Annotated in this window: 26 protein-coding genes and 1 pseudogene; 9 read left to right on the top strand and 18 right to left on the bottom strand. The window is 55.5% G+C overall.

Going from position 1 to position 24,932, the window contains the following annotated elements:
- Positions 1 to 38: 38 nt before the first annotated feature.
- From PGR23_RS05370 to PGR23_RS05345, 6 genes are all read right to left on the bottom strand, one after another.
- Positions 39 to 755: an ABC transporter ATP-binding protein gene (locus PGR23_RS05370; protein ID WP_047048625.1), complete on the bottom strand. Its 717-nt coding sequence runs from the start codon at positions 753 to 755 to the stop codon at positions 39 to 41.
- Complete coding sequence (locus PGR23_RS05365; protein WP_213797175.1) at positions 755 to 1,627, bottom strand: ABC transporter ATP-binding protein; 873 nt, start codon at positions 1,625 to 1,627, stop codon at positions 755 to 757. The genes PGR23_RS05370 and PGR23_RS05365 overlap by 1 nt, the downstream gene beginning before the upstream one ends.
- Positions 1,624 to 2,910: a high-affinity branched-chain amino acid ABC transporter permease LivM gene (gene livM / locus PGR23_RS05360; protein ID WP_213797174.1), complete on the bottom strand. Its 1,287-nt coding sequence runs from the start codon at positions 2,908 to 2,910 to the stop codon at positions 1,624 to 1,626. Before livM ends, PGR23_RS05365 begins: the two co-directional genes overlap by 4 nt.
- A 9-nt stretch (positions 2,911 to 2,919) precedes the next feature.
- A complete protein-coding gene (locus PGR23_RS05355) occupies positions 2,920 to 3,834 on the bottom strand; it encodes an ABC transporter permease subunit (protein ID WP_047067670.1) in 915 nt (304 codons plus the stop codon).
- A 111-nt stretch (positions 3,835 to 3,945) separates the two neighbouring features.
- Complete coding sequence (locus PGR23_RS05350; RefSeq protein ID WP_015366474.1) at positions 3,946 to 5,061, bottom strand: branched-chain amino acid ABC transporter substrate-binding protein; 1,116 nt, start codon at positions 5,059 to 5,061, stop codon at positions 3,946 to 3,948.
- A gap of 153 nt (positions 5,062 to 5,214) precedes the next feature.
- Complete coding sequence (locus tag PGR23_RS05345; RefSeq protein WP_015366472.1) at positions 5,215 to 5,346, bottom strand: hypothetical protein; 132 nt, start codon at positions 5,344 to 5,346, stop codon at positions 5,215 to 5,217.
- A 276-nt stretch (positions 5,347 to 5,622) separates the two neighbouring features.
- Between PGR23_RS05345 and PGR23_RS05340 the strand changes: the two genes are divergently transcribed.
- Positions 5,623 to 5,901, top strand: a complete 279-nt coding sequence (locus PGR23_RS05340; protein WP_047048636.1) for a hypothetical protein — start codon at positions 5,623 to 5,625, stop codon at positions 5,899 to 5,901.
- A gap of 53 nt (positions 5,902 to 5,954) precedes the next feature.
- Positions 5,955 to 6,140: a hypothetical protein gene (locus PGR23_RS05335; protein ID WP_396279662.1), complete on the top strand. Its 186-nt coding sequence runs from the start codon at positions 5,955 to 5,957 to the stop codon at positions 6,138 to 6,140.
- A 12-nt stretch (positions 6,141 to 6,152) separates the two neighbouring features.
- Here the strand turns inward: PGR23_RS05335 and PGR23_RS05330 are convergent, their stop codons facing one another.
- The gene (locus PGR23_RS05330) at positions 6,153 to 6,461 is read right to left on the bottom strand and encodes a monooxygenase (RefSeq protein ID WP_213797172.1); all 309 of its coding nucleotides are present in this window, start codon (positions 6,459 to 6,461) and stop codon (positions 6,153 to 6,155) included.
- A gap of 195 nt (positions 6,462 to 6,656) precedes the next feature.
- On the opposite strand from PGR23_RS05330, the gene ppk2 reads away from it, so the two are divergent.
- The 3 genes from ppk2 (at position 6,657) to PGR23_RS05315 (ending at position 8,174) form a co-directional block, all read left to right on the top strand.
- The gene (ppk2, locus tag PGR23_RS05325) at positions 6,657 to 7,475 is read left to right on the top strand and encodes a polyphosphate kinase 2 (protein ID WP_213797171.1); all 819 of its coding nucleotides are present in this window, start codon (positions 6,657 to 6,659) and stop codon (positions 7,473 to 7,475) included.
- Between the two features lie 187 nt (positions 7,476 to 7,662).
- Entirely contained in the window at positions 7,663 to 7,851 is a 189-nt protein-coding gene (locus PGR23_RS05320) for a hypothetical protein (RefSeq protein WP_047048646.1), read from the top strand.
- Between the two features lie 5 nt (positions 7,852 to 7,856).
- Complete coding sequence (locus PGR23_RS05315) at positions 7,857 to 8,174, top strand: CcdB family protein (protein ID WP_074165770.1); 318 nt, start codon at positions 7,857 to 7,859, stop codon at positions 8,172 to 8,174.
- 42 nt (positions 8,175 to 8,216) lie between these two features.
- On the opposite strand, the gene fdnI is transcribed toward PGR23_RS05315, so the two are convergent.
- From fdnI to fdnG, 3 genes are read right to left on the bottom strand one after another with little or no spacing between them, the layout of a single operon-like run.
- A complete protein-coding gene (gene fdnI, locus PGR23_RS05310; RefSeq protein WP_045366159.1) occupies positions 8,217 to 8,873 on the bottom strand; it encodes a formate dehydrogenase-N subunit gamma in 657 nt (218 codons plus the stop codon).
- The gene (gene fdxH / locus PGR23_RS05305) at positions 8,866 to 9,750 is read right to left on the bottom strand and encodes a formate dehydrogenase subunit beta (protein WP_045394130.1); all 885 of its coding nucleotides are present in this window, start codon (positions 9,748 to 9,750) and stop codon (positions 8,866 to 8,868) included. The genes fdnI and fdxH overlap by 8 nt, the downstream gene beginning before the upstream one ends.
- An 11-nt stretch (positions 9,751 to 9,761) precedes the next feature.
- Positions 9,762 to 12,809 carry a formate dehydrogenase-N subunit alpha gene (gene fdnG / locus PGR23_RS05300; RefSeq protein ID WP_213797170.1) on the bottom strand — a complete coding sequence of 1,016 codons (3,048 nt, stop codon included), beginning with the start codon at positions 12,807 to 12,809 and terminating at the stop codon, positions 9,762 to 9,764.
- Positions 12,810 to 13,033: 224 nt separating this feature from the next.
- Between fdnG and yddG the strand changes: the two genes are divergently transcribed.
- Positions 13,034 to 13,912, top strand: coding sequence for an aromatic amino acid DMT transporter YddG (yddG, locus tag PGR23_RS05295; RefSeq protein ID WP_213797169.1), 879 nt, complete (start codon positions 13,034 to 13,036; stop codon positions 13,910 to 13,912).
- On the opposite strand, the gene PGR23_RS05290 is transcribed toward yddG, so the two are convergent.
- The 7 genes and pseudogenes from PGR23_RS05290 to PGR23_RS05260 form a co-directional block, all read right to left on the bottom strand.
- Entirely contained in the window at positions 13,909 to 14,682 is a 774-nt protein-coding gene (locus PGR23_RS05290; protein ID WP_213797168.1) for a 1,6-dihydroxycyclohexa-2,4-diene-1-carboxylate dehydrogenase, read from the bottom strand. The genes yddG and PGR23_RS05290 overlap by 4 nt on opposite strands.
- Positions 14,683 to 14,691: 9 nt before the next feature.
- Positions 14,692 to 15,708, bottom strand: coding sequence for a benzoate 1,2-dioxygenase electron transfer component BenC (gene benC / locus PGR23_RS05285; protein ID WP_213797167.1), 1,017 nt, complete (start codon positions 15,706 to 15,708; stop codon positions 14,692 to 14,694).
- Between the two features lie 9 nt (positions 15,709 to 15,717).
- Positions 15,718 to 16,203, bottom strand: a complete 486-nt coding sequence (benB, locus tag PGR23_RS05280) for a benzoate 1,2-dioxygenase small subunit (protein WP_015366457.1) — start codon at positions 16,201 to 16,203, stop codon at positions 15,718 to 15,720.
- The gene (locus tag PGR23_RS05275) at positions 16,203 to 17,585 is read right to left on the bottom strand and encodes a Rieske 2Fe-2S domain-containing protein (protein ID WP_045394118.1); all 1,383 of its coding nucleotides are present in this window, start codon (positions 17,583 to 17,585) and stop codon (positions 16,203 to 16,205) included. Before PGR23_RS05275 ends, benB begins: the two co-directional genes overlap by 1 nt.
- Positions 17,586 to 17,696: 111 nt before the next feature.
- Positions 17,697 to 18,623, bottom strand: a complete 927-nt coding sequence (gene catA / locus PGR23_RS05270) for a catechol 1,2-dioxygenase (RefSeq protein WP_015705528.1) — start codon at positions 18,621 to 18,623, stop codon at positions 17,697 to 17,699.
- Between the two features lie 69 nt (positions 18,624 to 18,692).
- A complete protein-coding gene (catC, locus tag PGR23_RS05265; RefSeq protein WP_430915609.1) occupies positions 18,693 to 18,983 on the bottom strand; it encodes a muconolactone Delta-isomerase in 291 nt (96 codons plus the stop codon).
- Between the two features lie 12 nt (positions 18,984 to 18,995).
- A pseudogene (locus PGR23_RS05260) lies at positions 18,996 to 20,158 on the bottom strand (muconate cycloisomerase family protein).
- Positions 20,159 to 20,367: 209 nt separating this feature from the next.
- Between PGR23_RS05260 and PGR23_RS05255 the strand changes: the two are divergent.
- Positions 20,368 to 21,165, top strand: coding sequence for an IclR family transcriptional regulator domain-containing protein (locus PGR23_RS05255; protein ID WP_396279661.1), 798 nt, complete (start codon positions 20,368 to 20,370; stop codon positions 21,163 to 21,165).
- 2 nt (positions 21,166 to 21,167) lie between these two features.
- On the opposite strand, the gene PGR23_RS05250 is transcribed toward PGR23_RS05255, so the two are convergent.
- Positions 21,168 to 22,658 carry an MFS transporter gene (locus PGR23_RS05250; RefSeq protein ID WP_063447811.1) on the bottom strand — a complete coding sequence of 497 codons (1,491 nt, stop codon included), beginning with the start codon at positions 22,656 to 22,658 and terminating at the stop codon, positions 21,168 to 21,170.
- Positions 22,659 to 22,779: 121 nt separating this feature from the next.
- Between PGR23_RS05250 and PGR23_RS05245 the strand changes: the two genes are divergently transcribed.
- Entirely contained in the window at positions 22,780 to 23,361 is a 582-nt protein-coding gene (locus PGR23_RS05245) for a TetR family transcriptional regulator (protein ID WP_396279660.1), read from the top strand.
- 180 nt (positions 23,362 to 23,541) lie between these two features.
- Positions 23,542 to 24,924: a NarK family nitrate/nitrite MFS transporter gene (locus PGR23_RS05240; protein ID WP_049060100.1), complete on the top strand. Its 1,383-nt coding sequence runs from the start codon at positions 23,542 to 23,544 to the stop codon at positions 24,922 to 24,924.
- Positions 24,925 to 24,932 lie beyond the last annotated feature (8 nt).

Raw genomic sequence — 24,932 nt, 5'->3', positions numbered from 1 at the left:
TTCACACCCTGTTTTCTCCCCTTACGACCGACGAAAACTTAACCCATCCCCAGATAAGCATTTCTGACTTCCGGGTTATCCAGCAACTCTGCGCCGCTACCGCTCAGACGTATTTCGCCGTTGACCAGTACATACGCGCGGTTAGCCAGTTTTAGCGCGTGGTACGCATTTTGCTCCACCAGCAGCAGCGTCATGCCCTGGGCGGTCAACTCGCGCAAGATGCTGAAAATCTGCTTCACCACCAGCGGCGCCAGACCCAGGCTCGGTTCATCTAATAGCAATAGCTTTGGCCGACTCATCAGCGCGCGGGCGATCGCCAGCATTTGCTGCTCGCCGCCGGAGAGCGTCATCGCCCGCTGCGCGCGACGCTCTTCCAGCCGTGGAAACAGCTGATACATCCGCGCTTTATCTTCATTCTGATAACGATTACCAATGGGAATAGTGCCCATCAGCAGATTCTCTTCCACCGTCATGTCGGCAAAAATACGTCGTCCTTCCGGCGCCTGGGCAATACCGTTGGTGGCGATATAGTGCGTCGACTGGCGGCTAATATCATGTCCGCGATAGATAATACTGCCAGCGGAAATACGCGGCTGGCCGAAAATGGACATCAGCAGCGTGGATTTTCCGGCGCCGTTAGCGCCGATTAACGCCACCGTTTCGCCTTCATTGACCGTTAGCGATACCGACTTCAGCGCCTGGATTTGCCCGTAAAAAACATTAACCTCGCGAAATTCCAGCAACGGTTGGCTCATCAGGCAATCTCCTGTTCATCGGTACCAAGGTATGCGGCGATCACGCTCAGGTTGGCCTGGATCTCAGCCGGGGTGCCATGAGCAATAACATCGCCGTGGTCGAGCACAATCACGCGATCGGAGATATCCATCACCATGCTCATATCATGTTCGATCAGCAGTATGGTGACGCCATGATGTTCTCGCAGAAAACGAATAATCCGGCTCAGGGCACGCGTTTCCGCCGGATTGAGTCCGGCTGCGGGTTCGTCAAGACACAGTATTTCCGGCCCGGTACACATCGCGCGGGCGATCTCCAGCCGCCGCTGCTGGCCATAAGAGAGCGTTCCCGCCAGTCGATTGGCGCAGTCAACCATCTCCACCACTTCCAGCCAGTAAAAGGCCCGCTCTAATGCGCGGTTCTCCGCCTGCCGATAGCCGCGTGTGTTCAGGATCCCGGCGATCAGGTGGCGGTTGACCTGCATATGCTGGGCCACCATCAGATTTTCAATCACCGTCATTTCGCGAAACAGGCGGATGTTCTGGAAGGTACGCGCCAGCCCGGCGCGGTTGACCAGATGCGCGCCGCCGAACATTTTGTAGTACATCCGCCGTCCCAGGCGCGCAGGATGGAAAAAATCATCGGCATGCAGTTTCTGCCCGAGAACCTGAATCACATCGGTCATTCGTTGCCGGGCATTAAGACGAATGGCGCCGCCGCTGGCGCGGTAGAATCCGGTCAGGCAATTAAACACCGTGGTCTTCCCCGCGCCGTTCGGGCCAATCAGGGCGGTAATCGATCCGCGTTCAACCTCAAGGTTGACATCATTCAGCGCTTTAATCCCGCCAAAATGCATCATCAGATGCTCGACCTGCAATATTGCATCGCTCATGGCGCGACTCCTTTGCGGATTTCCACCCCGGTACGCCCGGTGCGCACCAGCCCGCGCGGGCGCCAGATCATCATCAGGACCATCAGCACGCCAAAGAGCAGAACCCGGTATTCGTCAAAGCCGCGCAGCAGCTCCGGCGTGACCGTCAGGACGAAAGCCGCCAGCACCACTCCCAATGTCGAGCCCATGCCGCCTAATACCACGATGGCGAGGATCAGCGCCGATTCGAAAAAGGTGAACGACGTCGGGTTGACGAACCCCTGATAAGTCGCGAAAAAGACGCCAGCGATGCCGGCCGTCGACGCGCCAAGCATAAACGCGGACAGCTTAACCAGCACGTGATTCAGCCCCATCGCCCGGCAGGCGATTTCATCTTCCCGCAGCGCCTCCCAGGCCCGGCCAATCGGCATCCGGGTCAGGCGGTGTTTTATCAGCAACACCATTAACACCACGATAAACAACACGGCATAAATAAAGATAAATTTAAGGTTGGGGTTGTAGGCAATATGCAGAAATTCATGAATCGGAGTGCCGCCCTCTTTGGCTCGCCGGGCAAACTCGAGGCCGAAGAGCGTTGGCGATGGCACCGAAACGCCGTTGGGGCCGCCGGTAAAGCTCACCCAGTTGTTGAGCACCAGGCGGATGATTTCGCCGAATCCCAGCGTCACAATAGCCAGGTAGTCGCCATGCATTCGTAATACCGGAAAACCCAATAACGCCCCCGCCAAAGCCGCCATCACCGCCCCCAGCGGCAGCATTGCCCAGAAACCTAAGCCAAGGTATTGATAGCCAAGCGCCAGGCCATAGGCGCCAATGGCGTAGAAGGCGACGTACCCCAAATCAAGTAACCCCGCGAGACCCACCACGATGTTTAATCCCAGCCCCAGCAGGACGTATATAAGCCCGAGGATCGCAACGGTAAGCAGATACTTACTGGCCATTAACGGGAAAATGATAGCCACAATCGCCAGCAGCGGCAGGACAAAACGCAGCCGACTACGATAGCCGGGAGGACGGACAAATACCCCCTGGTCGTTGCCTTCAAAACGTCCGACAAACCGCTTCCCCCCGCGGGTTTGCAAAAGCAGACTGAGCAACAGCCGCCCCGCCATTACCACCGCCACCAGCACGATGACGCGCTGTGGAGAAAGCGTAAAGCTGTACCCCTTCAGCACGATGCCGACGATCGGGCCAAAGACTATCAGCGCGCATAAACCGGCCAGCACGCTATCAATAACGCTGCGTTTGACATCGATGCCGTCTAAACGGGAAATATCGGTCATATGTCCCCCTTAGACCTTGGCCACAACAGGACGGCCTAACAGCCCTTGCGGACGAAAAATCAGAATCGCCACCAGCAATGCGAACGAGAAGACATCCTTATAATCCGAGTTCACTAACCCGGCGAACTGCGCCTCGGCGACGCCCAGCAGCAGGCCGCCAAGCATCGCCCCCGGTAGCGAACCGATCCCGCCCAGCACCGCCGCGGTGAAGGCCTTAATGCCGATAATGAAGCCGATATAAAAATCAAACGTGCCGTAATTCATGGTCACCAGCACCCCGGCGAGGCCGGCCATGGCGGCGCCAATCATAAACACCAGCGAGATCACCCGATCGGTGTTAATGCCGAGAATGGCCGCCATCCGCCGATCCTGCTGGGTCGCGCGGCAAACCCGACCTAACTGCGTGTGGTTGATTATCCAGCTCAGTACCACCATGCCGACGAAGGCGGCGAGCAGGATGAAGATTTTGGTCCAGGTGATTTGCACCACGCCATCACCTACCGTAATCCGCAATACGCCGTGCATCAACGTCGGGATCCCCTGTTGATTGGGGCCCTGACTCAGTTGCACGTAGTTTTGTAAAATCAGCGACATGCCAATAGCCGAAATCAGCGGCGCCAGACGCGTTGAGTTACGTAGCGGCCGATAAGCAATGCGTTCGATGGCCCAGCCGTAGACGCCGGTGATGATAATCGTAAACACCAGCGTGCCGAAAATCAGCAGCGGGAAGGAGTGAATACCGAAGTAGGCCAGCAGCGCCAGCCCGATAGCGCACAGGTAGGCTGAGACCATATATACCTCGCCGTGGGCGAAGTTAATCATACCGATGATGCCATAAACCATGGTGTAGCCAATGGCGATAAGCCCATATACCGCGCCAAGCGTTAAGCCATTGATCAGTTGTTGCAGAAAGAATGCCGCCATATGAACCATCCTGCCAGTCAAGGTGCAGCAGACGCAGAGGCCTTAACGTCTGCTGCTTATGGTGGTACGACGCCCCTCTGATGAGGACGTTATGCGCACTACAATCCCGGGTTACAGCTGATGATATTTGCCTTTATCATCCCATTGATAAACCACGTAATCTGATACTTTCAGGTCGCCTTTGCCATCCCAGGCTTTTTTACCCATCACGGTATCGACGCTATGGTTTTTTAACCATTCGCTGGCTTTGGCATTATCGGTACCGGCGGCGTTATAGGCGGCGGCGATAGCCTGAATCGAAGCGTAGGCGTAAAGCGTATAGCCCTCCGGTTCAAAACCGCTGGCGCGGAATTTGTCGATCACCGCTTTACCTTCAGGAATGGTGCGTGGATCCTTACCGAAGGTCATTAATACGCCGTTGGTAAACTGCGGCCCGCCCGCGGCGGTAACTAACTCTTCGGTCACCACGCAGTCGCCGGAGAAGAACTTAGCCTGGACGCCCTGCTCGCGCATCTGGCGCACCAGCGGGCCGGCTTCCGGGTGGCAGCCGCCGAAATAAACCACATCCGGTTTCAGGGCGCCGATTTTGGTTACCAGGGCATTAAAGTCTTTTTCCCCGCGGGATAAGCCTTCATACAACACTTCTTTCGTCCCGCGTTTAGCCAGCGCCGCGCGCGTCGCATCGGCTAATCCCTGACCGTAGGTATCTTTATCGTGAATGACGGCGATCTTCTTCGCCTTCAGCACATCCAGCATGTAGTTGGCGGCAATCACCCCTTGCTGGTCATCGCGCCCGCACATGCGGAACATATCTTTCATTCCGCGTTCGGTGATTTGCGGATTGGTGGAACCCGGCGTGATGGTCAGGATGCCGGCTTCGTCATAGACCTCGGAGGCGGGCATCGTCGAGGAAGAGCAGAAGTGACCCACCACTGCCGAGACGCCGGAGTCGTCGACCAGGCGGTTAGCCACTGCCACCGCCTGCTTGGGTTCACAGGCATCATCGCCCTGCACCAGCACAATTTTTTCGCCTTTAATTCCCCCGGCGGCATTAATATCCGCCGCCGCCTGCGATGCCCCTTTCCAGTATTGGGCGCCATAGGTCGCATTCGGCCCGGTAAATGGGCCGGCCACGCCAATCTTCACATCCGCCTGTGCATAAAATGCCGCGCTCAAACAACCTGCTATTGCAAAATGCAGAGTCAACTTTTTAAGTTTTAAAGACATTCGGATAGTCCTCAGCGATATCGAACAGACGCCATAAACTGGCGCAGTAAAAACCACTTACAGCGTAACGTGCCAATGCTGGAATAAGCCGTAGCGGCTTCGGTAGATAAAGCAAAAAACCCGCCAGGAAGAGAGGTATCGCCAGATCGATTACTAATAGTCGCGTAGCGTGACCGCAATCGGTACCACCCCGGCAATGCGCCAGTCTTTACAGGTCAGGAGGTCTGTTGCCGTCACGTGGCCTGCCGGGAACGCTGGTGTCCATACCGACAGTGAGCTAAACATAGAACGACTTTAGCAACCTTGCGCACCGGGCTGGTGCAAAAGTGCGGTGATGATCAAAACTAGTGAAAATTTTGCTGCATTAATGTGAAATTAATAACGAGAGCATGGGGAATGCTCGGCAATACAGGTCGCTACCATAAAGAATTGCCGATGAATAGCAACTTTATGCTGCCAGACGGCGTTTACGCTTTGAAACATTAACTTCTTTTACGTATTATCTTAAGCCTTGCTCTTTTACCTGCCGCCGTGGCGGGTTTCGCCTCATGGATGAAAATCATGACTTTAAAAAAATTAATTATTATCGCCATCAGCGCGCTTTCTATTAACGCCTGCGCCTTCGCAGCGGGTAATCTCGCCGACCAGTTACATTATACGCCGCCGGAACCGGCAGACCTGGCCGTTAATCCACCAGCAGAATCGCCTGAATCGAAAACGGAACAACCAAAATTAACGATGACGCCCGACGTTAATGCCTACACCTATTACAACGAAAAGGTGAATCCCGTTACCAATGATATTGACCGTATTGAACAAGGCGGCGTCGTCGAATTCTGATTTTTACCGGCGCATCGTGCGCGCCGGTAAACATTGACCACGGAGTATTCGCCATGATGAAGGATTATCTGATCATTGCCTGGATTACTATCGTCGCCTGCTGGCCCATTACGTTACCGGTGTTAGCCGTGGCCGCGGGAATACTATTTTATTCCCGCCATCACGTGGCGGGTATCGTTGTATCCGGGCTGTTTATCCTCGAAGCCGTGGCGGCATGGCAGTTTGAGCGCTATATGTAACCACGGTTTGTTTTAATTGAGCGGCCCGTGGTTAACCTTGCTGAGCGCTAAATTGACATCGAAAATCTTGTAGAACATCTCCTGCACGCCAAATTGCTGCAGGCGGGCGGCGTGTTTTTTTGCATAAGCCTGCGCGCTCTGTTCATCTTCGAACAGATATATGCCGCCGGCTTCCTGCGTAGCGCTATTCTCCGTCCAAATCTTCCAGATAAAACCGGGCTCCTGGTTAATAGATTGCGCGAGCTCGGCTAATTGCGTCGACATTTCATCGCCAAACGGGCCGCTAAAAGCAAAGTGCACCTGCAAAAGTTTTTTCGACATACTCTCTCCCTGAATGATTTTAGCTAATTGACGAGACTATCCTACCCGATCCCTGATTAATCAGCAGTGAGATGATGCGCTTAATGGCTATCTTTCTCTCTCCGCTGAATGAGAAGTTTTTCGCCGCTTTGCCTGGGTCTGATTACACTTTAAACAGCGACCTGCCTTTCAGGCCGTCACGCAATGAGGACTGTCATGGGAAACAAGAAAAAAACCGTTGCGCCCGTCATACCCGCCAAAACGGAGCCGTTAAGCGAGAAAGAGTATCAGCAGGCGTTGCGTAAACTGCACGTCGAGTTGGTCAAGCTACAGCGGTGGGTAGTGCATAAAGGGCTTAAGATATGCATCGTCTTCGAGGGTCGCGATGGCGCCGGCAAAGGCGGCACCATCAAAGCGATAACCGAACGCGTCAGCCCGCGGGTTTTCCGCGTCGTCGCCCTGCCCGCGCCAACCGAGCGCGAACGCAGCCAGCTCTATTTTCAGCGTTATATCAAACATCTTCCCGCCGCCGGCGAGATAGTGATTTTCGATCGCAGCTGGTACAACCGGGCCGGCGTTGAGCGGGTGATGGGATTTTGTACCGAGGAGGAGGTGCAAAAATTCCTCGACGGCGCGCCGATGGTAGAGCGAGGGATGGTCGATTCCGGCATTATTTTACTGAAATACTGGCTGGAGGTAACGCCGCAGGAGCAAGAACGGCGCCTGCGCGACCGTATTGATGACGGACGCAAAATCTGGAAGCTTTCGCCGATGGATATTAAATCCTTCAACCGCTGGGATGACTACACCGTAGCGCGCGATGCGATGTTTGCCGCCACCGATACCGCCTGGGCGCCGTGGTTTGTCGCCCGCTCGGAAGATAAAAAACGCGTACGCCTGAATATTATTACCCATCTGCTTTCGCAGATCCCCTACGAGGCTCTACCAACGGAACACATTACCTTACCGAAACGTAAAATTGGCAAAGTGAAACCGACCCATTTTCCTTTCCGGTTTATTCCTGAGAAGTTTTGAAGGAATAGCTTTATCACCTTTGCGCAGTATTCCCCCTGCGCAGAGGATTATTACAATAAACGTTAATATTTCATCTGTTGCGTTGCTCTGGAACCCGGCTCGCAAAATATAAAAAAGCGTTGTTAACGACATTTATTTTCCGGTTTAATGCAGAGATAATCAGACTGTTAATCACAGGGAGCAGAAAATGAATAGCAATGCGATGAATAAAAAACAGCGAAACGAGTCTGATGCGGCGATTAAACAGACCTTCGATCGGCAAACCATTAGTGATGCGGAAAGACTACAGCAACACCAGGAATTCATAAATGCCATGAATGAATTTACCGCGCGCGCCGGTTTACTGTCGGAAGACCCATTCTTCGAAGGGATTTAGTTATCATGCAATTTGATGTTTATCGTAATCCATCACCGAGGACAAATGAACTCCAACCTTATCTTATGGTGATTCAACATGATTATTATGATGATTTATCATCAAGGTTAGTTTTGCCACTGAGTTATCATATACATATGGCGAGTCATTATCACCCTGCAGCTCCACTAGTAAATATTGACTTTCAAAAGCTATTCCTCAACACCCCGGGAATAACCAGCGTAGCAAAGCAGCGCCTGAATAATAAATATTTCGTCTGTAATTTACATAAAGAAAGAACGGCTGTTATTTCCGCCATCGATGCGCTTATAACAAATACGTAAACCCGCCCCGATATCACCGGGGCGGGTTTACCCCATAAAGGCTTACTTCATTCCCTCACGGCTCTCTTTTTGCGCTTCCAGGCGTTCGACATCGCGATACCAGCGCGGGTGATGTTTCTTCGCCCAACGGCGGCTGACCTTACCCTCAATCATGCCTTTAATCGACCCTTTCACCCAGAATGCCATATACATATGAATGAGGATCGCGTGGATCAGGATAATCGCCGAAGTAGCGTGTATCAGCAGGCTGTAACGGATAACCGGAATCGGGAAATAGTCCGCAAAATACGGGCGCCAGATAATCACCCCGGTCACCAGCAGCACAAAAATCATGCTCATAATAGTCCAGAACATCATCTTCTGCCCGGCGTTATATTTACCGACGCGCGCGACCTTATGTTCATTGCCTTTCAGAACCTCCACGATGCCTTTCAGCCAGGGGATATCCTGTTTATCAGGGATATTGTGGTGGACAAAACGCACAAACATAAACATCAGCGCGACAAAAATCAGCACCCCGAAAAACGGGTGCAGGATTCGCCCCATCTGCGGGGTGCCGAAGGTTTCCGTCAACCACTGTAGCGTTGGGAAGAAAAACGAAATCCCCGACAGCGCCACCAGGAAGAAACAGATAACCACCGTCCAGTGACAGGCGCGGTCGATAAATTTGGTGCGCACTATCATTTTCGATTTATTCATCATGTTCCTCCTCATCGTCATCAACTTCCTTGTTCGGCCCGATACCGATGTAGTGGTAAATCAGCCCGGCAAAGGTGGCAATAAAGCCCGCCGCCGACAGCGGTTTCAGCGCCCCCTTCCACAGATTGATACTGGTATCGATCTGCGGCGCTTTCGGCAGCTTGTGATACAACTCCGGCTGGTCGGCATGATGCAGCACGTACATCACGTGGGTGCCGCCTACGCCCTGCGGGTTGTAGATCCCGGCGTTGGCATAACCGCGTTTTTTAAGCTTAGCCACCCGCTCCTGCGCCACTTCCAGCATCTCTTTTTTCGTGCCGAAGTGGATAGCGCCGGTAGGACAGGTTTTCACGCATGCCGGTTCCTGACCAACGCTGACCCTATCCACACACAGGGTGCATTTATAGACCCGGTTATCCTCTTTATTGAGGCGCGGGATATTAAACGGACACCCGGCAATGCAGTAGCCGCAGCCGATGCAGTTTTCCTGCTGGAAATCGACGATGCCGTTGGCATACTGAATGATCGCCCCGGCGGACGGGCAGGCTTTCAGGCAACCCGGCTCTTCGCAGTGCATACAGCCATCTTTGCGGATAAGCCACTCCAGCTTGCCGTTCTGTTCGGTCTCGCTAAAACGCATTACCGTCCAGGATTTAGCGCTGAGATCCGCCGGGTTGTCGTACACGCCGACGCAGTGCCCCACTTCATCGCGAATGTCATTCCACTCGGAACAGGCCACCTGGCAGGCTTTACAGCCTACGCAGGAGGAGACATCGATAAGCTTGGCGACTTCGGCCTTATAGTCCCGCGCGCGTGGCGCGGGAGTCATCTGGTTGGTCGCGGAGCGTTTAATAATGTCTTGTGTTTCCATCGCCATTTAATCGCTCCTTACGCTTTCTCGATGTTGACCAAAAACGCCTTATACTCCGGCGTTTGCGAGTTGGAATCGCCGACGTTAGGCGTCAGGGTGTTGGCGATGTAACCTTTACGGGCCACGCCTTCAAAACCCCAGTGCAGCGGGATACCGACAGTTTCTACCTGCTGGCCATTGACGTTCAGCGTGCGCAGTCGGCGGGTCACCACGGCAACCGCGCGAATAAAGCCGCGTTTGCTGCTGACTTTCACCCAGTCGCCGTTAACGATACCTTTGCTTTTCGCCAGCCCTTCGCTGATTTCGACAAACTGTTCCGGCTGCGCAATCGCATTAAGCAGCGCATGCTTGGTCCAGGTATGGAAGTGTTCGGTCAGGCGATAGGTAGTACCGACATACGGGAACTTATCCTTCTTACCTAAGCGAATAGCGTCATCTTCGTATAAACGCACTACCGGGCTGGAGACCACATTCGGGTGCAGCGGGTTGGTGCCAAGCGGCGTTTCCATCGGCTCGTAGTGTTCAGGGAACGGCCCTTCCGCCAGTTTATCGAGCGCAAACAGGCGCCCAAGCCCCTCTTGCTGCATAATAAACGGCCCGGTGTTGCTCCCCGGCGGCGCGGTATTGAAGTCCGGAATATCATTACCGACCCACTTACTGCCGTTCCACTGAATCAGCATTCGCTTCGCATCCCAAGGTTTGCCGTTAATATCGGCCGATGCGCGGTTATACAGCACGCGGCGATTGAGCGGCCAGGCCCAGGCCCAGCCCAGCGTATTGCCAAGCCCAGAAGGATCGGCGTTATCGCGATTCGCCATCTGGTTACCCTGCTCGGTCCAGCAGCCGGTGTAGATCCAGCAAGATGACGCGGTGCTGCCGTCATCGCGCAACAGCGCGAAGCTATTCAGCAACTGTCCTTTTTTCGCCAGTAGCACCCCATTGCCATCGTAGAGATCCGCCAGCGCGTAGCCGTTGTTCTCTTTTGCAACCTCTTCCGATTCCGGATGATCTGGCTGCTTATAACTCCAGCTCATTTTCAGCAGCGGTTCCGCGCCCTTACCGCCTTCGCGACGGTACAGCTCACGTAGACGTTGATAGATCCCGGCAAGAATTTCGCCATCGTTGCGTGCTTCGCCCGGCGCGTCCTGGCCTTTCCAGTGCCACTGCAGCCAGCGACCGGAGTTGGCGATCGAACCGTCTTCTTCGGCAAAGCAGGTCGATGGCAGACGGAAGACTTCGGTCTGAATCGTAGCCGGGTCGACATCATTAGACTCGCCGTGGTTCTGCCAGAAAGTCGAGGTCTCGGTCACCAACGGATCGATAACCACCATATATTTCAGCTTACTGAGGCTACGCACCACTTTGTTTTTGTCCGGGAAGGACGCAACCGGGTTGAAGCCCTGGCAGATATAGCCGGTGACGTTGCCGTTATCCATCATATTGAAGTACTTGATGACGTCGTAGGCCTGATCCCATTTCGGCAACCAGTTGAAGCCCCAGTCGTTCTCTTTCTGCGCCGCATCGCCGTAGAACGATTTCATCAGGCTGACGAAGAATTTCGGGTAGTTGCTCCAGTAGTTCACCTGGTCGGCCAGCGTCGCTTTCGGCGTGTTGGCGCTAAGATAACTTTGCAGATCGCTCTGTTTATCGGACGGCAGCGTCAAATAACCCGGCAGACTGGTCGACAACAGGCCCAAATCGGTCAGCCCCTGAATATTGGAGTGTCCGCGCAGCGCGTTGACGCCGCCGCCCGCCATGCCCATGTTGCCGAGCAGCAGTTGGATCATCGCCATGGTGCGGATGTTCTGCGCGCCGACGGTGTGCTGCGTCCAGCCCAGCGCATACAGGAAGGTGGTGGTGCGATCCGCGACGCTGGTTGAAGCCAACACCTCGCACACTTTGAGGAAGTCTTCTTTCGGCGTACCGCAGATGTTTTCAACCACTTCCGGCGTGTAGCGGGAAACGTGCTGCTTGAGCAGATTCCACACGCAGCGCGGATGGCTGAGCGTTTCATCGCGTTTCGCGTAGCCATTTTCATCGAACTGGTAGTTCCAGGACGATTTATCATACTGGCGCTTTTCCGCATCGTAGCCGCTGAACAGGCCATCTTCGAAGGTAAAATCATCCCGTACCAGCAGGCTGGCATTGGTGTAATGCTTTACGTACTCGGCATTAATCTTATTATTTTCGATAAGGTACAACAGCACGCCCGACAGGAACGTAATGTCGGTACCGGAACGAATCGGCGCATAGATATCGGCCACCGACGCGGTACGCGTAAAGCGTGGGTCGACGACGATAAGCGTAGCATCGTTATTGTTCTTCGCTTCCATCGCCCAGCGGAATCCCACCGGATGCGCTTCCGCGGCGTTGCCGCCCATCACCATTACGACGTTTGCGTTTTTGATATCAACCCAGTGGTTGGTCATCGCACCGCGACCAAATGTTGGAGCAAGACTTGCTACCGTTGGTCCGTGTCAGACGCGCGCCTGGTTGTCTACCGCCAGCATGCCGAGCGAGCGCACAAATTTTTGCGTCAGCATGCCGGTCTCATTACTCGCCGCCGAGGCGCACAGCATTCCGGTGGAAAGCCAGCGGTTAACCGTCACGCCCTGTTCGTTCTTTTCAATAAAGTTGGCATCGCGGTCGGCTTTCATCAATTTGGCGATGCGGTTAAAAGCTTCATCCCAGGAGATGCGCTGCCATTTATCCGAACCCGGAGCGCGGTATTGCGGATACCGTAGGCGATTTTCACTGTGGACGTAGTCCAGCAGACCGGCGCCTTTCGGGCACAGCGCGCCGCGGCTTACCGGATGATCCGGATCCCCTTCGATATGATAAATCGCTTCTTTGGCGTTTTTCGCGCCGTCGCCCAGGCTATACATTAATAGCCCGCAGCCCACGGAGCAGTAAGTGCAGGTGTTGCGGATCTCTTTTGCGCGCAGCAATTTGAAATTGCGTGCCTGAGCCAGCGCCATTTTCGGGGCGAAGCCCAGTGCGGCAGCTGTTGTTCCGGCCATACCGCCTGCGCAGATTTTAAAAAACTTTCTGCGGCTGACGTCCATTGATTCCTCCATGCAGGATGTTTGTTCATCGCGCGGAGGAAACTAACAGCAATGTCCCTTTTTTTATTGCGTCAAATCAAGGTCGCCCACGCTAGCCCTCTAAAGAGTCATCGGCGACGAGTTTGACTAACCCCAAAGAGTTATGCGCTACGGAAAAGATCGACCGCCGGGCGCAAAAAGATGTTATAAATTCTGGCTGCGTTTGAGTCACTATCAGGTTAAACATGGAAAAAAAGAGAGCGACGTCAATAGGCTTCGCCGCCATTATATTATGGAGCACGATGGTCGGCTTGATTCGCGGCGTTAGCGAAGGGCTAGGTCCTGTCGGCGGCGCGGCGATGATTTATAGTCTCAGCGGCCTGCTGCTCATTTTTACCGTCGGCTTTCCCAACCTGCGCCAGATCCCGCGCCGCTATCTGTTAGCCGGCAGCGTGCTGTTTGTTAGCTATGAGATCTGCCTCGCCCTGTCGCTGGGCTTCGCCGCCACCCGCCAGCAGGCCATTGAAGTGGGAATGGTCAATTACCTGTGGCCCAGCCTGACCATTTTATTCGCCATTCTTTTTAACGGTCAGAAAAGCAGCTGGCTGGTGATCCCCGGCTTATTGCTGGCGCTGTTCGGCGTGAGCTGGGTGCTCGGCGGCGAACACGGACTCAACCTCGATGAAATTATCAATAACGTCATCTCCAGCCCGCTGAGCTACTTTCTGGCATTTATCGGCGCGTTTATCTGGGCGGCGTACTGCACGGTTACCGCGAAATATGCCAAAGGCAAAAATGGCATTACCCTCTTCGTCTTATTAACGGCGCTGACCCTGTGGCTGAAGTTTTTGGCCAGCACGCAGCCGCCGATGTTGTTTAGCTGGCCGGTGGTCATTAAGCTGATTACGGTCTCCGTGGCGCTGGGGCTGGCCTACGCGGCGTGGAACGTTGGCATCCTGCACGGCAACGTCAGCCTGCTGGCAGCGGCGTCGTACTTTACGCCGGTGCTCTCTTCCGCGCTGGCGGCGGTGCTGCTCAGCGCCGCGCTCTCATGGTCATTCTGGCAGGGGGCCGGGATGGTATGTCTCGGCTCCCTGCTCTGCTGGTATGCCACCCGCCGTTAGCCGAGGTCGCCGCCCGCCACCGGTAGCGTCACGCCGGTGATATAGCTGGCCTCATCGCTGGCGAGAAACAGGATCGCATTCGCCTGTTCCGCCAGCGTGCCGTAACGGCGCATCAGGCTGCTCGCTACCGTCTGATCGACAACCTGCTGATACCACGCCTTTTCCTGCTCGCTCGGCTGCTCTTCATTGCGCGGCGTCAGGCGCGGCGGGGCCTCCGTACCGCCCGGCGCGACGGCGTTAATCCGAATGCCGCTGCCGCTGTACTCCATAGCGATCGACCGGGTCAGCGCGTTAACGCCGCCTTTCGCCGCCGAGTAAGGCACCCGGTTAACCCCTGCCGTCGCCACCGACGAGATATTGACGATGCTGCCTTTCCCCTGCTTCAGCATCCAGGGGAGCGCCGCGCGGCAGCCCCACAAGGTGGGGAACAGCGAGCGGCGGATCTCTTTCTCAATTTGTTCTGGCTGATACTCGGCGAAAGGTCGTGCCCAGATGGTGCCGCCGACGTTGTTGATGAGCACGTCGAGGCGGCCAAAATGCGCGACCCCGGCGGCAAACGCCTGTTCAGTACTCTGCCACTGCTCAAGGTCAGCCTCCAGCGCCAGTACCTGACTTCCGGCCTGGGCTAAAACGGCAGCCAGTTCATGTACGTAAGGCGAGCGGTCAATCAGCAACAGGGCGGCACCTTCAGTTGCCGCCTGTTCCGCGGTCTGGCGACCAATGCCCTGCGCCGCGCCGGTGATAGCGACGATTTTATCGGTAAAACGCATCATGTCTCCTTACGCCGCCGCGCTCTGGCTGGCGATAAATTTCTCATACCAGAACCCTGCCGGGGAAATTCCTCGTTCGCGCAGCGCCATGGCGACCGCATTCACCATCGGCGGCGGTCCGCAAAGATAGATGTCAACGTCGCCATTATTCAGCATCGCGTCATCGAGATGTTCAGTCACGAAGCCGCGCTGCGGGCAGGAACTGCTTTCATCCGCCACCACCGGCAGCCAGCGATATCCCGTCAGTTGCTGTTTAAACGCATCCAGCGCGTCGGTTTTCACCAGATCGTCGTCACGGGTCACCCCGTACAGTAACGTCACCAAACGCGGGCTACCCTGTGTCTGCAGGGTGTGTAACATGGACAGCAGCGGCGCCAGCCCGGTGCCACCCGCCAGCATGAGCAGCGGGCGTTCGCCGCTGCGCAAATAGAAGCTGCCCATCGGGCCGCTGAGGGTCAGGCGGTCGCCGGGCCGCGCCTGCTGGGTTAACCACTGGCTCATCATGCCGCCAGGCACGTTACGGATCAGAAAGCGCCCTTCGAGAGAACCCGGCAACGAGCTAAATGAGTAGGCGCGCACATGAGGCGTGTCCGGTACCTGAATGTTGATATATTGCCCCGGCAGAAAAGCCAGAGGCTCATCCAGCGCGACCACCAGTTCGATGGCGGTATTGGACAGTAAATTCACCTGTCGTACCTGCGCCCCGGTGTTCGTCAGCGCGGTTTTACACTGCGCGGCGGCCACCGGCACGTCGATCACACAGTCGCTGGTCGGGACCATCTGGCAGGTCAGCACCTGGCGAGCCTGCGCTTCGTCGTCGCTTAACGCCTCGTCGAGATAATCCTCCCCCAGGTCGTATTCACCGCTGGCGCAGTGACATTTGCAGGTGCCGCAAACGCCGTCAGAACAGTCCATCGGCAGGTTTACCATCTGGCGATAGGCCGCATCCAGCACCTTCTCTCCGGCATTGCATTGAATAAATCGCGTAATGCCGTCCTCAAAATTAAGAGCAATATTAAAAGTCATAAGCGCCTCTTAAATGTGGTAAACGTCGATAACCTGACGGATATAGTCGTTATTCAGGCGTACCGTTTTACGAACGATCTGCGGCCTGCCGTCCTGCTCAATTAGCGTGCAGCAGGTAGAGCCGAAATAGGCATCCGTGTGTTGATAGCGATGGCTCCAGGTGACCCAGTTGTAGCGCACCGCAAGCCCCTCATCGCTCTCGCCCATCAGCTCGACATTGCTGATAATGTGCGTGGTACGCGGCTCCGGCGTGCTGGCGCCGGAACGTTCGGTTTTAATGCGATAGACACGATCCTCCAGTCCTTCACGGTTGGGGTAGTAGATAAGTGAAATCTCTTTTTGCGGGTCGCGCGTCAGCTGGTCATCGTCGCCCCATGCTGGCATCCAGTAGACCACCTGCGGGCTGTAACAACTCAGCCACTCATCCCACTGACGGTCATCCAACAGGCGGGCTTCGTAATAGAGAAACTGACGAACTTGTTCGAGATTCAGCATCAGGCCACCTCCACGCGCTGGGTAATGGACTGGTTGTAGCGCTGCTGTTCCTGTTCCAGCGCCGCCAGCATGACCGTTTGCCAGTGGTGATGATGGGCAATATACAGCGCCTCATCTTCCGATTTCACCCCGCTTAGCCGCGGCGTAAAACCCGCGTGCCTGGCGTGTTCATCCGGGCCGTCGACCCAACGTAGCGCGCCGCGGCTGAGATCGCTCCATGCCAGATTTTCGCCAAGATAGCCGCGCTGGCAGGCGCTGAACTCTTCCAGATCGTCCGGCGTCCCCATTCCGCTGACGTTAAAGAAATCTTCGTACTGGCGGATGCGTAACGCCCGGGCCTGGTCTGATTCCCCTTTCGGCGCAAAACACCAGATGGTGACTTCGGTTTTATCGACCGCAATCGGGCGAATTACGCGGATCTGGGTAGAAAACTGATCCATCAGGTAGACGTTGGGATACAGGCACAGGTTGCGGGTTTCATTGACCATCTGGTCGGCGCGCAGTTCACCGAACTCCGCCTGCAGACGGTCGCGGTGGGCATAGACCGGGCGCACTTCCGGGTTCAACGCGCGGGTCCACAGCAACATGTGGCCGTTGTCAAATCCGTAGCCGCCGCCGACGCTCTTTGACCAGCCGTTGGCGTCAACCGCATGCGTCCCTTCCGCTTCATAGTTGCGGCGTGACATGGTTGAGGCGTAATTCCAGTGCACCACGCTGACGTGATAACCATCGGCGCCGTTCTCCGCGCCTAGCTTCCAGTTGCCTTCGTAAACGTAGCTCGACGAGCCCTTCAGCACTTCCAGTCCTTCCGGCGCCTGATCGACGATCAGATCGATGATTTTGCGGGTTTCGCCGAGATACTCCTCCAGCGGCTGCACGTCCGCATTGAGGCTACCGAATAAGAAACCGCGGTAAGACTGAAAACGCGGCAATTTTTGCAGATCGTGAGACCCTTCATGTTTGAAGGTGTCAGGATAAGCGCCGGTGCTCTCATCTTTGGCTTTTAATAATTTGCCGTTATTGCTGAAGGTCCAGCCGTGGAACGGACAGGTAAACGAATTTTTATTCCCGGTTTTGCGTCGACATAACATGGCGCCGCGGTGGGCACAGCTATTAATTAATGCATGCAATTCATTCTTTTTATCGCGAGTAATAATAACCGGCTGCCGTCCCAGCGTCAGGGTATAATAATCTCCCGGCTCGGCAATCTGGCTTTCATGGGCGAGAAACACCCAATTACCTTCGAAGATATGTTTCATTTCAAAATCAAATAACTGCTGATCGGTAAATATAGAGCGGTGGCAACGGTAAATATGATTTTCACGGTCGACAATTAACGCGTTGTTAATTTTGTCTTTAAGCGCTGATAGCGTTTTTTGCATGAGTTAACACCTCCTGCAGAATTCAGGATTAAAGATATTTGGCAAATGTGGTGATTATCGGGTGTAGAGCGCGGCCCGGGCCATCAGCGTGGCCGGGGCCGCTAAAGCAGATTACTCTTTGGCGCGCAGACGGGTGCCGCGGTGCTCTTCGTCGGGGCTCAGCGCTTTACAGAGGGTGAAATCAAAGCGCACTTCGGTGTGCTCGCCGTCCAGTTCACGCTGTGCAATCGTCTCGCGGTCGCTCACTTTCACCGGGTCGGCAATCAGTCCATCGCGGGTGGCAAAGGCAAAATCATCCCACAGGTATTTGTCGCCGCTGAGGTTGATCTGGCTGGTCAGATGTTTATGCCCCGGCGCGGAGACGAAGAAGTGAATGTGCGCCGGACGGTTGCCGTGGCGGCCTAACTGATCCAGCAACTTCTGGGTTGGACCATCCGGCGGGCAGCCGTAGCCGGATGGCATGATGCTGCGCACGCTGTAGCGGCCATCGGCGCCGGTGCGAATACGACGACGCAGGTTGTAGTCGCTCTGGCTCTGATCGAAGAACGAGTAATTACCCAGGGTATTGGCGTGCCAGATATCAACGATGGCGTTAGCGATCGGCTGGCCCTGGCTATCTTTAACCTGGCCGTGCAGCCACATCACTTCGCCGGCGTCGGTGCCATCATCCATGCGGGCATGGCGGTCGGCCAGCGGCGCATTGGCCACATACAGCGGCCCTTCAATGGTGCGTGGGGTGCCGGTTTCACGATGCGCCGCCGCGTCGATAGCGTCCTGACGCAGGTCGAGGAAGTGTTCAAGACCCAGCCCCGCCGCCAGCAGCGCCGCTTCCTGGCGCCCACCCAGCTCGTGCAAATAGTTCACCGCATGCCAGAACTCTTCTTCTGTGACGTTATAGTCATCGATCAGCGTGCAGATATTCTCCAGCAAACGGTGGACAATGGCTTTAAAACGTTCGTTACCGCCTGGAACATTTAAACCCGCGCCTTCACGTAATAATTTCTGCACGGCTTCTTGTTGTACGAAAGCATTACTCATAATTATTCTCTCTTATCGTTGTAGGATATTTGCCGGGTGCTCCCGGCATGAGGTCATGTTTTATTTTTATTAGCTATCGTCTTCACGAATAGACGAGGGATGACGGCACAGCGCCTCTACGCGAATATCCATAAATGGATATAACGGCAATCCCATTAAAATTTGATGCAACTCTTCGGCATCTTTTACATCGAAAATGCTGACATTGGCGTAAAGACCGGCGACGCGCCAAATATGTCGCCACTTGCCTTCACGTTGTAATTGTTGCGAATAGTCTTTTTCGCGTTGTTTAATTTCATCCGCTTCGGCGGCAGGAAACCCGATCGGAATATTAACGGTCATATCAACTTTAAATAGCATTATTTTCTCCTGTTATGCTTTACGGGAATAGAAGCGCAGCTTGTCTTCATCCAGCTCCACCCCGAGTCCTGGCGTTTGCGGCAACGCCACCTGACCGTCGGCAAAGGTCAGCGGTACGCTGACGATATCGTCTTTGAGTAGCAGCGGGCCGAACATCTCGGTTCCCCACTGCAGCGGCAATGTCGACCAGGCATGCAGAGAAGCAACGGTCCCCACGGTCCCTTCCAGCATCGTGCCGCCATACAGGCCAATCCCCGCCGCCTGCGCGACGCGGGCCAGCGCCAGCACGCTATTCGGCCCGCCCGCCTTGGCGATTTTCAGCGCGTAAGCGCCGGTAAAGCCCTGGTGCGCCAGTTGGTAACCATCGTAAGCGGTCGCGACCGCTTCATCCGCCAGGATCGCGGTTTCGATTTGCTGGCTCAGGCGCACCAGCGCTGCATTGTCCTGCGCGCTCACCGGCTGTTCGATGAGATCGACCCCCATCGCCGCCAGCTCGCGACAGCCCTTCGCGCCGGTTGCGGCGTCCCAGGCCTGATTAACGTCAACGCGAATGCTGGCGCGATCGCCTAAGGCTTCCACAATGGCGCGGGTATGGCGGAGATCGGTGGCTAATTCCCGTGCGCCAATTTTCAGCTTGAATGCCTGATGACGGCGCTCGGCTAACAGCTTTTCCCCTTCGGCAATATCTTTCGCGGTATCGCCGCTGGCTAACGTCCACAGCACCGGCAACGACGTTTGCAGCGCGCCGCCGAGCAGCGCCGATACCGGTAGCCCTAAAGCTTTGCCCTGGGCATCAAGGAGTGCGGTTTCAATGGCAGATTTTGCGAAAGTATTGCCTCTAATGGCGCTATTCATACGCGCCGTCAGCGCATTCAGGTTATCCGCCGGCTGCCCTTTTAGCAGCGGCGTCAGATAGTGGGTCAAGGCCGATGAGATAGCCTCCGGGCTCTCGACGCCGTAGCTCAGCCCGCCGATAGTCGTCGCTTCACCGATACCGCATACGCCATCGGAACGGGTAATGCGCACGATGACCAGCGTCTGGCAGCCCATGGTGGTCATCGATAATTTATGTGGCCGGATAGTCGGTACATCCACTAACCAGCTCTCAATGCGTTCTACGGTCGCAGTCATTTTTTGTTCCTGAAAGATGCATAACTTTTTGTACCCACATCCATAACGGGGATGTCTGTGCTTTGACAATAGGGTCCAGCCTGGCGGATGGTCAACGGCGATAATCGAAATGTTGTGCGATTATCGGCACGCTTGTTAAATTGCGGTTAATAATGTGATCGAGGTGGTAAAACAGGCACAATTCACCGCGCCCTGGTTTGCGCGCGGTATAGTGATTCCCCGTGAGCTTTACGTTGCAACGGAGAAAGATGCAATGAGCGACAATACCCACACTACGCTGAGCGCCAGGCAGGCCGAGCACGACCCCAATTTTATGCTGTCACTCGCCCGCGGGCTGGAGGTGCTCAATGCTTTTACTCCCCAGCGCCAGCGGCTGACCATTTCGCAGTTAAGTCAAAAAACGCAAATTTCCCGCGCGGCGGTGCGCCGCTGCCTGTATACCCTGGCGGCGCTGGGGATGGTGCATAGCCCGGACGGCCGCAGCTATGAACTGCTGCCGCGCGTGCTGGCAGTGGGCCACGCCTATCTGGCGGGAACCCCGCTGGCGAAGGTGGCGCAAACGGCGCTGGACAATCTTGGTAAGACGTTAGGTGAAAGCTGCTCCGCCGCCACGCTTGATGGCGACAACGTACTGTATATCGCCCGCGCGGCGGTCAATAACTTGCTCAGCGTCGATCTGGGCCGCGGCAGCCGCCTCCCGGCATGGACAACCTCAATGGGACGGGTATTGCTGAGCGCGTTGCCCGAAGATCAACTAGAAGTGACACTGTCACGCGCACATCTGATGCGCTACACCCCGTATACCCTGTGCAATCCTACAGCACTACGTGCGGAAATCGCCAAAGTTCGCATGCAGGGCTATGCGCTGGCGGACAGGCAAATTGAAGTTGGATTATGCTCGCTTGCGGTACCGCTGCTGTCGCGTAGCGGCCAGGTGGTGGCAGCGCTCAACGTTGGCGTCCCCGCCTCTTCGATGAGCGCCGCGGCGCTGAAGGAGAAAGCCCTGGCGCCGCTGCGTCGCGCGGCGATGGAGCTGTCTCTTCAGCTGTGACATTACCGTGGCGCCGGCGTATTGGCCAGCCCGCGCCAGATCCCCAGCGCCAGCAACAACAGCAGAACGCCAGCCGTCGCCAGAGAAATACTGTGAGCGCTGATAAATGCGGTTTTCGCCGCCGCGATTAGTGAATCAGCCGGTATCGCGGGTAATGATTGCGCCACCTTCATCGCCTCGCCGATGGACGATGAGGCCTGTACCGCTGCTTCACCGCCAATCCCGGCAGGCAGTTCAATCGCCGAACTGTAGCTGCGGGTCAGGATCAGGCCGAACAGCGCAATACCAAGCCCCGCGCCCAATTCATAGGCCATGGTTTCAATGGCGCCTGCCGCCGACGCCTTCTCTTTCGGCGCTGCCGCCATGATCGCCGACGTTGACGCCAGCAGCGCGCTGGCGGCGCTAAAGCCCAGCAGCGTCATTAACCCCCACGCCTGCCACTGTTGCGTGCTGAAGTCGGTCATCGACAGTCCCAAAAAGCTTAAAGCGCTCAGCAACATACCGCCGGTCGCCACCTGCCGCAGCCCTAGTTTCGATACCAGCATTCCGGCAATCGGCCCGCTAAAGCCGCTGGCAACCATCACCGGCAGCATGAACAACCCGGCTTCAAACGGCGTTTTCTGATGCACGAACTGTAGCTCCTGCGCCATCAGCAATTCAAAACCAACCAGCGTAATGAGCGCGGTCATCGCCATCATCACCCCGCTTAAAATAATGCGGTGGGTGAAGAGACGCATATCCACCATCGGCGTCGGCATCGACAGCTGTTTGCGGACAAACCAGGTCAACATGGCCGCCCCGCCGATGGCCACCAGCGCGATTAGCCACAGCGCCAGCTGCCCCTTTAGCGCCGACTTAGCGCTAAACACCAGCATCAGAATGGCCGCAATCAGGATCAGCGCCTGCGGCAGATTCAGCGGTTGCTCGCGGCGGGCGGGCTGACGGGGCACAACCTTAGCGTTGATGGCAATGACCAGCAGCACGATTGGCACGTTGATCAGGAACACCGATCCCCAGTAGAAGTGTTCCAGCAGCATGCCGCCCACCAGCGGGCCAAATGCCGCGCCGCCGGATCCCACCGCGGCCCATAATCCCAGCGCCATGTTACGCTGGCTGGCTTCGGCGAAAGTGCCGCGGATCCCGGCAAGCGTCGCCGGCACAATCATTGCCGCGCCAACCGCGAGCAGCGCGCGGGAGATAATCAGCGTTATCGCCGTCGGCGACAGCGCGGCGCACAGCGAAGCGATACCAAAAATTGCGCTACCGAGCAGCAATAAGCGCTTAAAGCCGATTTTATCGCCCAATGCGCCCATCGGCAGCACCATACCGGCCATCACCAACGAATAGATATCAATGATCCACAGTAGCTCGTTGCCGCTGGTGCCAAGCGCGACGCTGAGCGTCGGGGCGGCCACATGCAGCACCGTTGCGTCAATTGCTACCGGGATATAAACCAGCAAAATCGCCATCAGCGTTAACCATTGCCGAGACATACTACTTTTCCTCAATTTTCGAAATTGGACACGCGTCCAGGATTGCGATCCTGCCGGATTGTTGAACGTCTGTCCAACTTTTTGTTACCATCATCGCATCACCTCTTTGTCATGGGTCGCTATGCACTATTTAAATCGGGAAGCGCGTCGGGAAGTTATCATGCAGGCCGCCATGCGAGTGGCGCTAAATGGCGGCTTCAGCGCCATGACCGTGCGCCAGATAGCCAGCGAAGCCGGCGTCGCCGCAGGTCAGTTACATCATCATTTTGCCTCGACCGGCGAGCTAAAAGCGCAGGCCTTTATCCGCTTGATCCGCGAAATGCTCGATATTCAGCTGCTGACCGATGACGCCTCCTGGAGCGAACGCCTGTTTTCATTACTCGGCAGCGAAGATGGCCGTCTCGAGCCCTATATACGCCTGTGGCGGGAAGCGCAGATTTTGTCCGATAGCGATGAGGAAATTAAGGCCGCGTATCTGCTGACCATGACCATGTGGCATGATGAAACGGTCACGGCGATTAACCGCGGCGCCGAAGGCGGTGAATTTCAGCCGCAGGATACGGCAGAAAATATCGCCTGGCGTCTGATTGCCCTGGTTTGCGGGCTGGATGGCATTTACGCGTTGGGGATGCAAGCCATTGACGATGCGGCATTTACCCGTTACTTAAAACATTATATCGCGCTGGAACTCCCTCAGGCTTAGGTTACATTTAGTAACAATTGACCACCCTTCATTCCCGGCGTGAATTCTTTCACGCCTCGATTCTTATCTATCCTCAAACAATACAATTATTAAAAACAGCTGAAGCTTAATTCCAGCCTGCACAACTTCAGCTGTTTTTTTATTTATCCTTTTGATCTCGTACGCTTTAGTGAGGGTGTTATGTCGATAGAAGGTGATAAAAAGAATCATTATCTTTTAAAAGATTGGCGACCAGAAAATGAAGCCTTCTGGGAAAATAAAGGAAAAGCCATCGCACGCAGGAACTTATGGATTTCCGTATTTTGTCTGTTACTCGCCTTCTGCGTCTGGATGTTATTTAGCGCGGTCGCGGTCAATCTCAATAAAGTGGGTTTTAATTTCACAACCGACCAGCTTTTTTTATTAACGGCGCTACCTTCACTTTCCGGCGCAATATTACGCGTCCCCTACTCCTTTATGGTACCTATAATGGGTGGGCGTTACTGGACGGTTATTAGCACGGTTATTCTGGTGATTCCCTGTTTATGGCTGGGTTTGGCAGTGCAAAATCCAACTACTCCGTACTGGGTATTTATCGCTATTTCGTTACTGTGTGGTTTTGCCGGCGCCAACTTTGCCTCAAGCATGGGCAATATCAGCTTCTTCTTCCCCAAGGCTAAACAGGGCAGCGCATTAGGCATCAACGGTGGTCTCGGCAATCTCGGGGTCAGCGTGATGCAACTGGTCTCGCCTATTTTTATCTTTCTGCCGATTTTTACCTTCCTGGGCGTCCGCGGCGTTGAGCAACCAGGCGGCGCCATGCTGTGGCTTGGCAACTCACCGCTGCTGTGGGTGCCGTTACTGGTCATCGCCACCGTTTTCGCGTGGTTCGGTATGAACGATATTGCCAGTTCAAAAGCCTCGATTCGCGATCAGTTACCGGTATTGAAGCGTCCGCATATGTGGCTGTTAAGCCTGCTGTATCTGGCGACCTTCGGCTCGTTTATCGGCTTCTCCGCCGGCTTCGCGATGCTGGCGAAAACCCAGTTTCCAGATGTCGATATTCTGAAACTGGCCTTCTTCGGCCCGTTTATCGGCGCGCTGGCGCGCTCCTTCGGCGGTATCATTTCCGACCGCCTGGGCGGCGTACGGGTGACGCTGGTCAACTTCATTCTGATGGCGGTCTTTACCGGCCTGCTTTTCCTCACCCTGCCGGGCTCCGGTTCCGGCAGCTTCTTCGCCTTCTACGTGGTGTTTATGGGCCTGTTCTTAACCGCCGGTCTCGGTAGCGGCTCCACCTTCCAGATGATCGCCGTGATTTTCCGCCAGCTCACCATCGATAGCGTGAAAAAGCGCGGCGGCAGCGACGAACAGGCCCAGCACGAAGCGGTGACCGATACCGCCGCCGCGCTCGGTTTTATCGCCGCAATCGGCGCCATTGGCGGTTTCTTTATTCCAAAAGCCTTCGGGACCTCTCTGGCCATGACCGGCTCGCCGGTGGGCGCGATGAAAGTCTTTTTTGTCTTCTATGTGGTTTGCGTGCTGGTGACCTGGCTGGTCTATGGCCGCCGTAAACCCGCCTAACCATAACG

Origin of the sequence: Klebsiella sp. 141162 (genome assembly GCF_050600755.1) — a bacterium.
GTDB classification, from domain to species: Bacteria; Pseudomonadota; Gammaproteobacteria; order Enterobacterales; family Enterobacteriaceae; genus Klebsiella; species Klebsiella aerogenes.
This window is presented reverse-complemented; position numbering and strand designations above follow the sequence as displayed.

Excerpts from the sequence above, each read along its gene's own strand:
- PGR23_RS05315 (WP_074165770.1), top strand. The coding sequence starts at position 7,857 with ATGCAATTTGATGTTTATCGTAATCCATCACCGAGGACAAATGAACTC.
- fdnI (WP_045366159.1), bottom strand. The coding sequence starts at position 8,873 with ATGAATAAATCGAAAATGATAGTGCGCACCAAATTTATCGACCGCGCC.
- PGR23_RS05340 (WP_047048636.1), top strand. The coding sequence starts at position 5,623 with ATGACTTTAAAAAAATTAATTATTATCGCCATCAGCGCGCTTTCTATT.
- PGR23_RS05240 (WP_049060100.1), top strand. The coding sequence starts at position 23,542 with ATGTCGATAGAAGGTGATAAAAAGAATCATTATCTTTTAAAAGATTGG.
- PGR23_RS05290 (WP_213797168.1), bottom strand. The coding sequence starts at position 14,682 with ATGCGTTTTACCGATAAAATCGTCGCTATCACCGGCGCGGCGCAGGGC.
- catA (WP_015705528.1), bottom strand. The coding sequence starts at position 18,623 with ATGAGTAATGCTTTCGTACAACAAGAAGCCGTGCAGAAATTATTACGT.
- yddG (WP_213797169.1), top strand. The coding sequence starts at position 13,034 with ATGGAAAAAAAGAGAGCGACGTCAATAGGCTTCGCCGCCATTATATTA.
- ppk2 (WP_213797171.1), top strand. The coding sequence starts at position 6,657 with ATGGGAAACAAGAAAAAAACCGTTGCGCCCGTCATACCCGCCAAAACG.
- benB (WP_015366457.1), bottom strand. The coding sequence starts at position 16,203 with ATGCTGAATCTCGAACAAGTTCGTCAGTTTCTCTATTACGAAGCCCGC.
- PGR23_RS05330 (WP_213797172.1), bottom strand. The coding sequence starts at position 6,461 with ATGTCGAAAAAACTTTTGCAGGTGCACTTTGCTTTTAGCGGCCCGTTT.
- catC (WP_430915609.1), bottom strand. The coding sequence starts at position 18,983 with ATGCTATTTAAAGTTGATATGACCGTTAATATTCCGATCGGGTTTCCT.
- PGR23_RS05335 (WP_396279662.1), top strand. The coding sequence starts at position 5,955 with ATGATGAAGGATTATCTGATCATTGCCTGGATTACTATCGTCGCCTGC.
- benC (WP_213797167.1), bottom strand. The coding sequence starts at position 15,708 with ATGACTTTTAATATTGCTCTTAATTTTGAGGACGGCATTACGCGATTT.
- PGR23_RS05275 (WP_045394118.1), bottom strand. The coding sequence starts at position 17,585 with ATGCAAAAAACGCTATCAGCGCTTAAAGACAAAATTAACAACGCGTTA.
- PGR23_RS05255 (WP_396279661.1), top strand. The coding sequence starts at position 20,368 with ATGAGCGACAATACCCACACTACGCTGAGCGCCAGGCAGGCCGAGCAC.
- PGR23_RS05370 (WP_047048625.1), bottom strand. The coding sequence starts at position 755 with ATGAGCCAACCGTTGCTGGAATTTCGCGAGGTTAATGTTTTTTACGGG.
- PGR23_RS05320 (WP_047048646.1), top strand. The coding sequence starts at position 7,663 with ATGAATAGCAATGCGATGAATAAAAAACAGCGAAACGAGTCTGATGCG.
- PGR23_RS05350 (WP_015366474.1), bottom strand. The coding sequence starts at position 5,061 with ATGTCTTTAAAACTTAAAAAGTTGACTCTGCATTTTGCAATAGCAGGT.
- livM (WP_213797174.1), bottom strand. The coding sequence starts at position 2,910 with ATGACCGATATTTCCCGTTTAGACGGCATCGATGTCAAACGCAGCGTT.
- PGR23_RS05365 (WP_213797175.1), bottom strand. The coding sequence starts at position 1,627 with ATGAGCGATGCAATATTGCAGGTCGAGCATCTGATGATGCATTTTGGC.
- PGR23_RS05250 (WP_063447811.1), bottom strand. The coding sequence starts at position 22,658 with ATGTCTCGGCAATGGTTAACGCTGATGGCGATTTTGCTGGTTTATATC.
- PGR23_RS05355 (WP_047067670.1), bottom strand. The coding sequence starts at position 3,834 with ATGGCGGCATTCTTTCTGCAACAACTGATCAATGGCTTAACGCTTGGC.
- PGR23_RS05345 (WP_015366472.1), bottom strand. The coding sequence starts at position 5,346 with ATGTTTAGCTCACTGTCGGTATGGACACCAGCGTTCCCGGCAGGCCAC.
- fdxH (WP_045394130.1), bottom strand. The coding sequence starts at position 9,750 with ATGGCGATGGAAACACAAGACATTATTAAACGCTCCGCGACCAACCAG.
- PGR23_RS05245 (WP_396279660.1), top strand. The coding sequence starts at position 22,780 with ATGCACTATTTAAATCGGGAAGCGCGTCGGGAAGTTATCATGCAGGCC.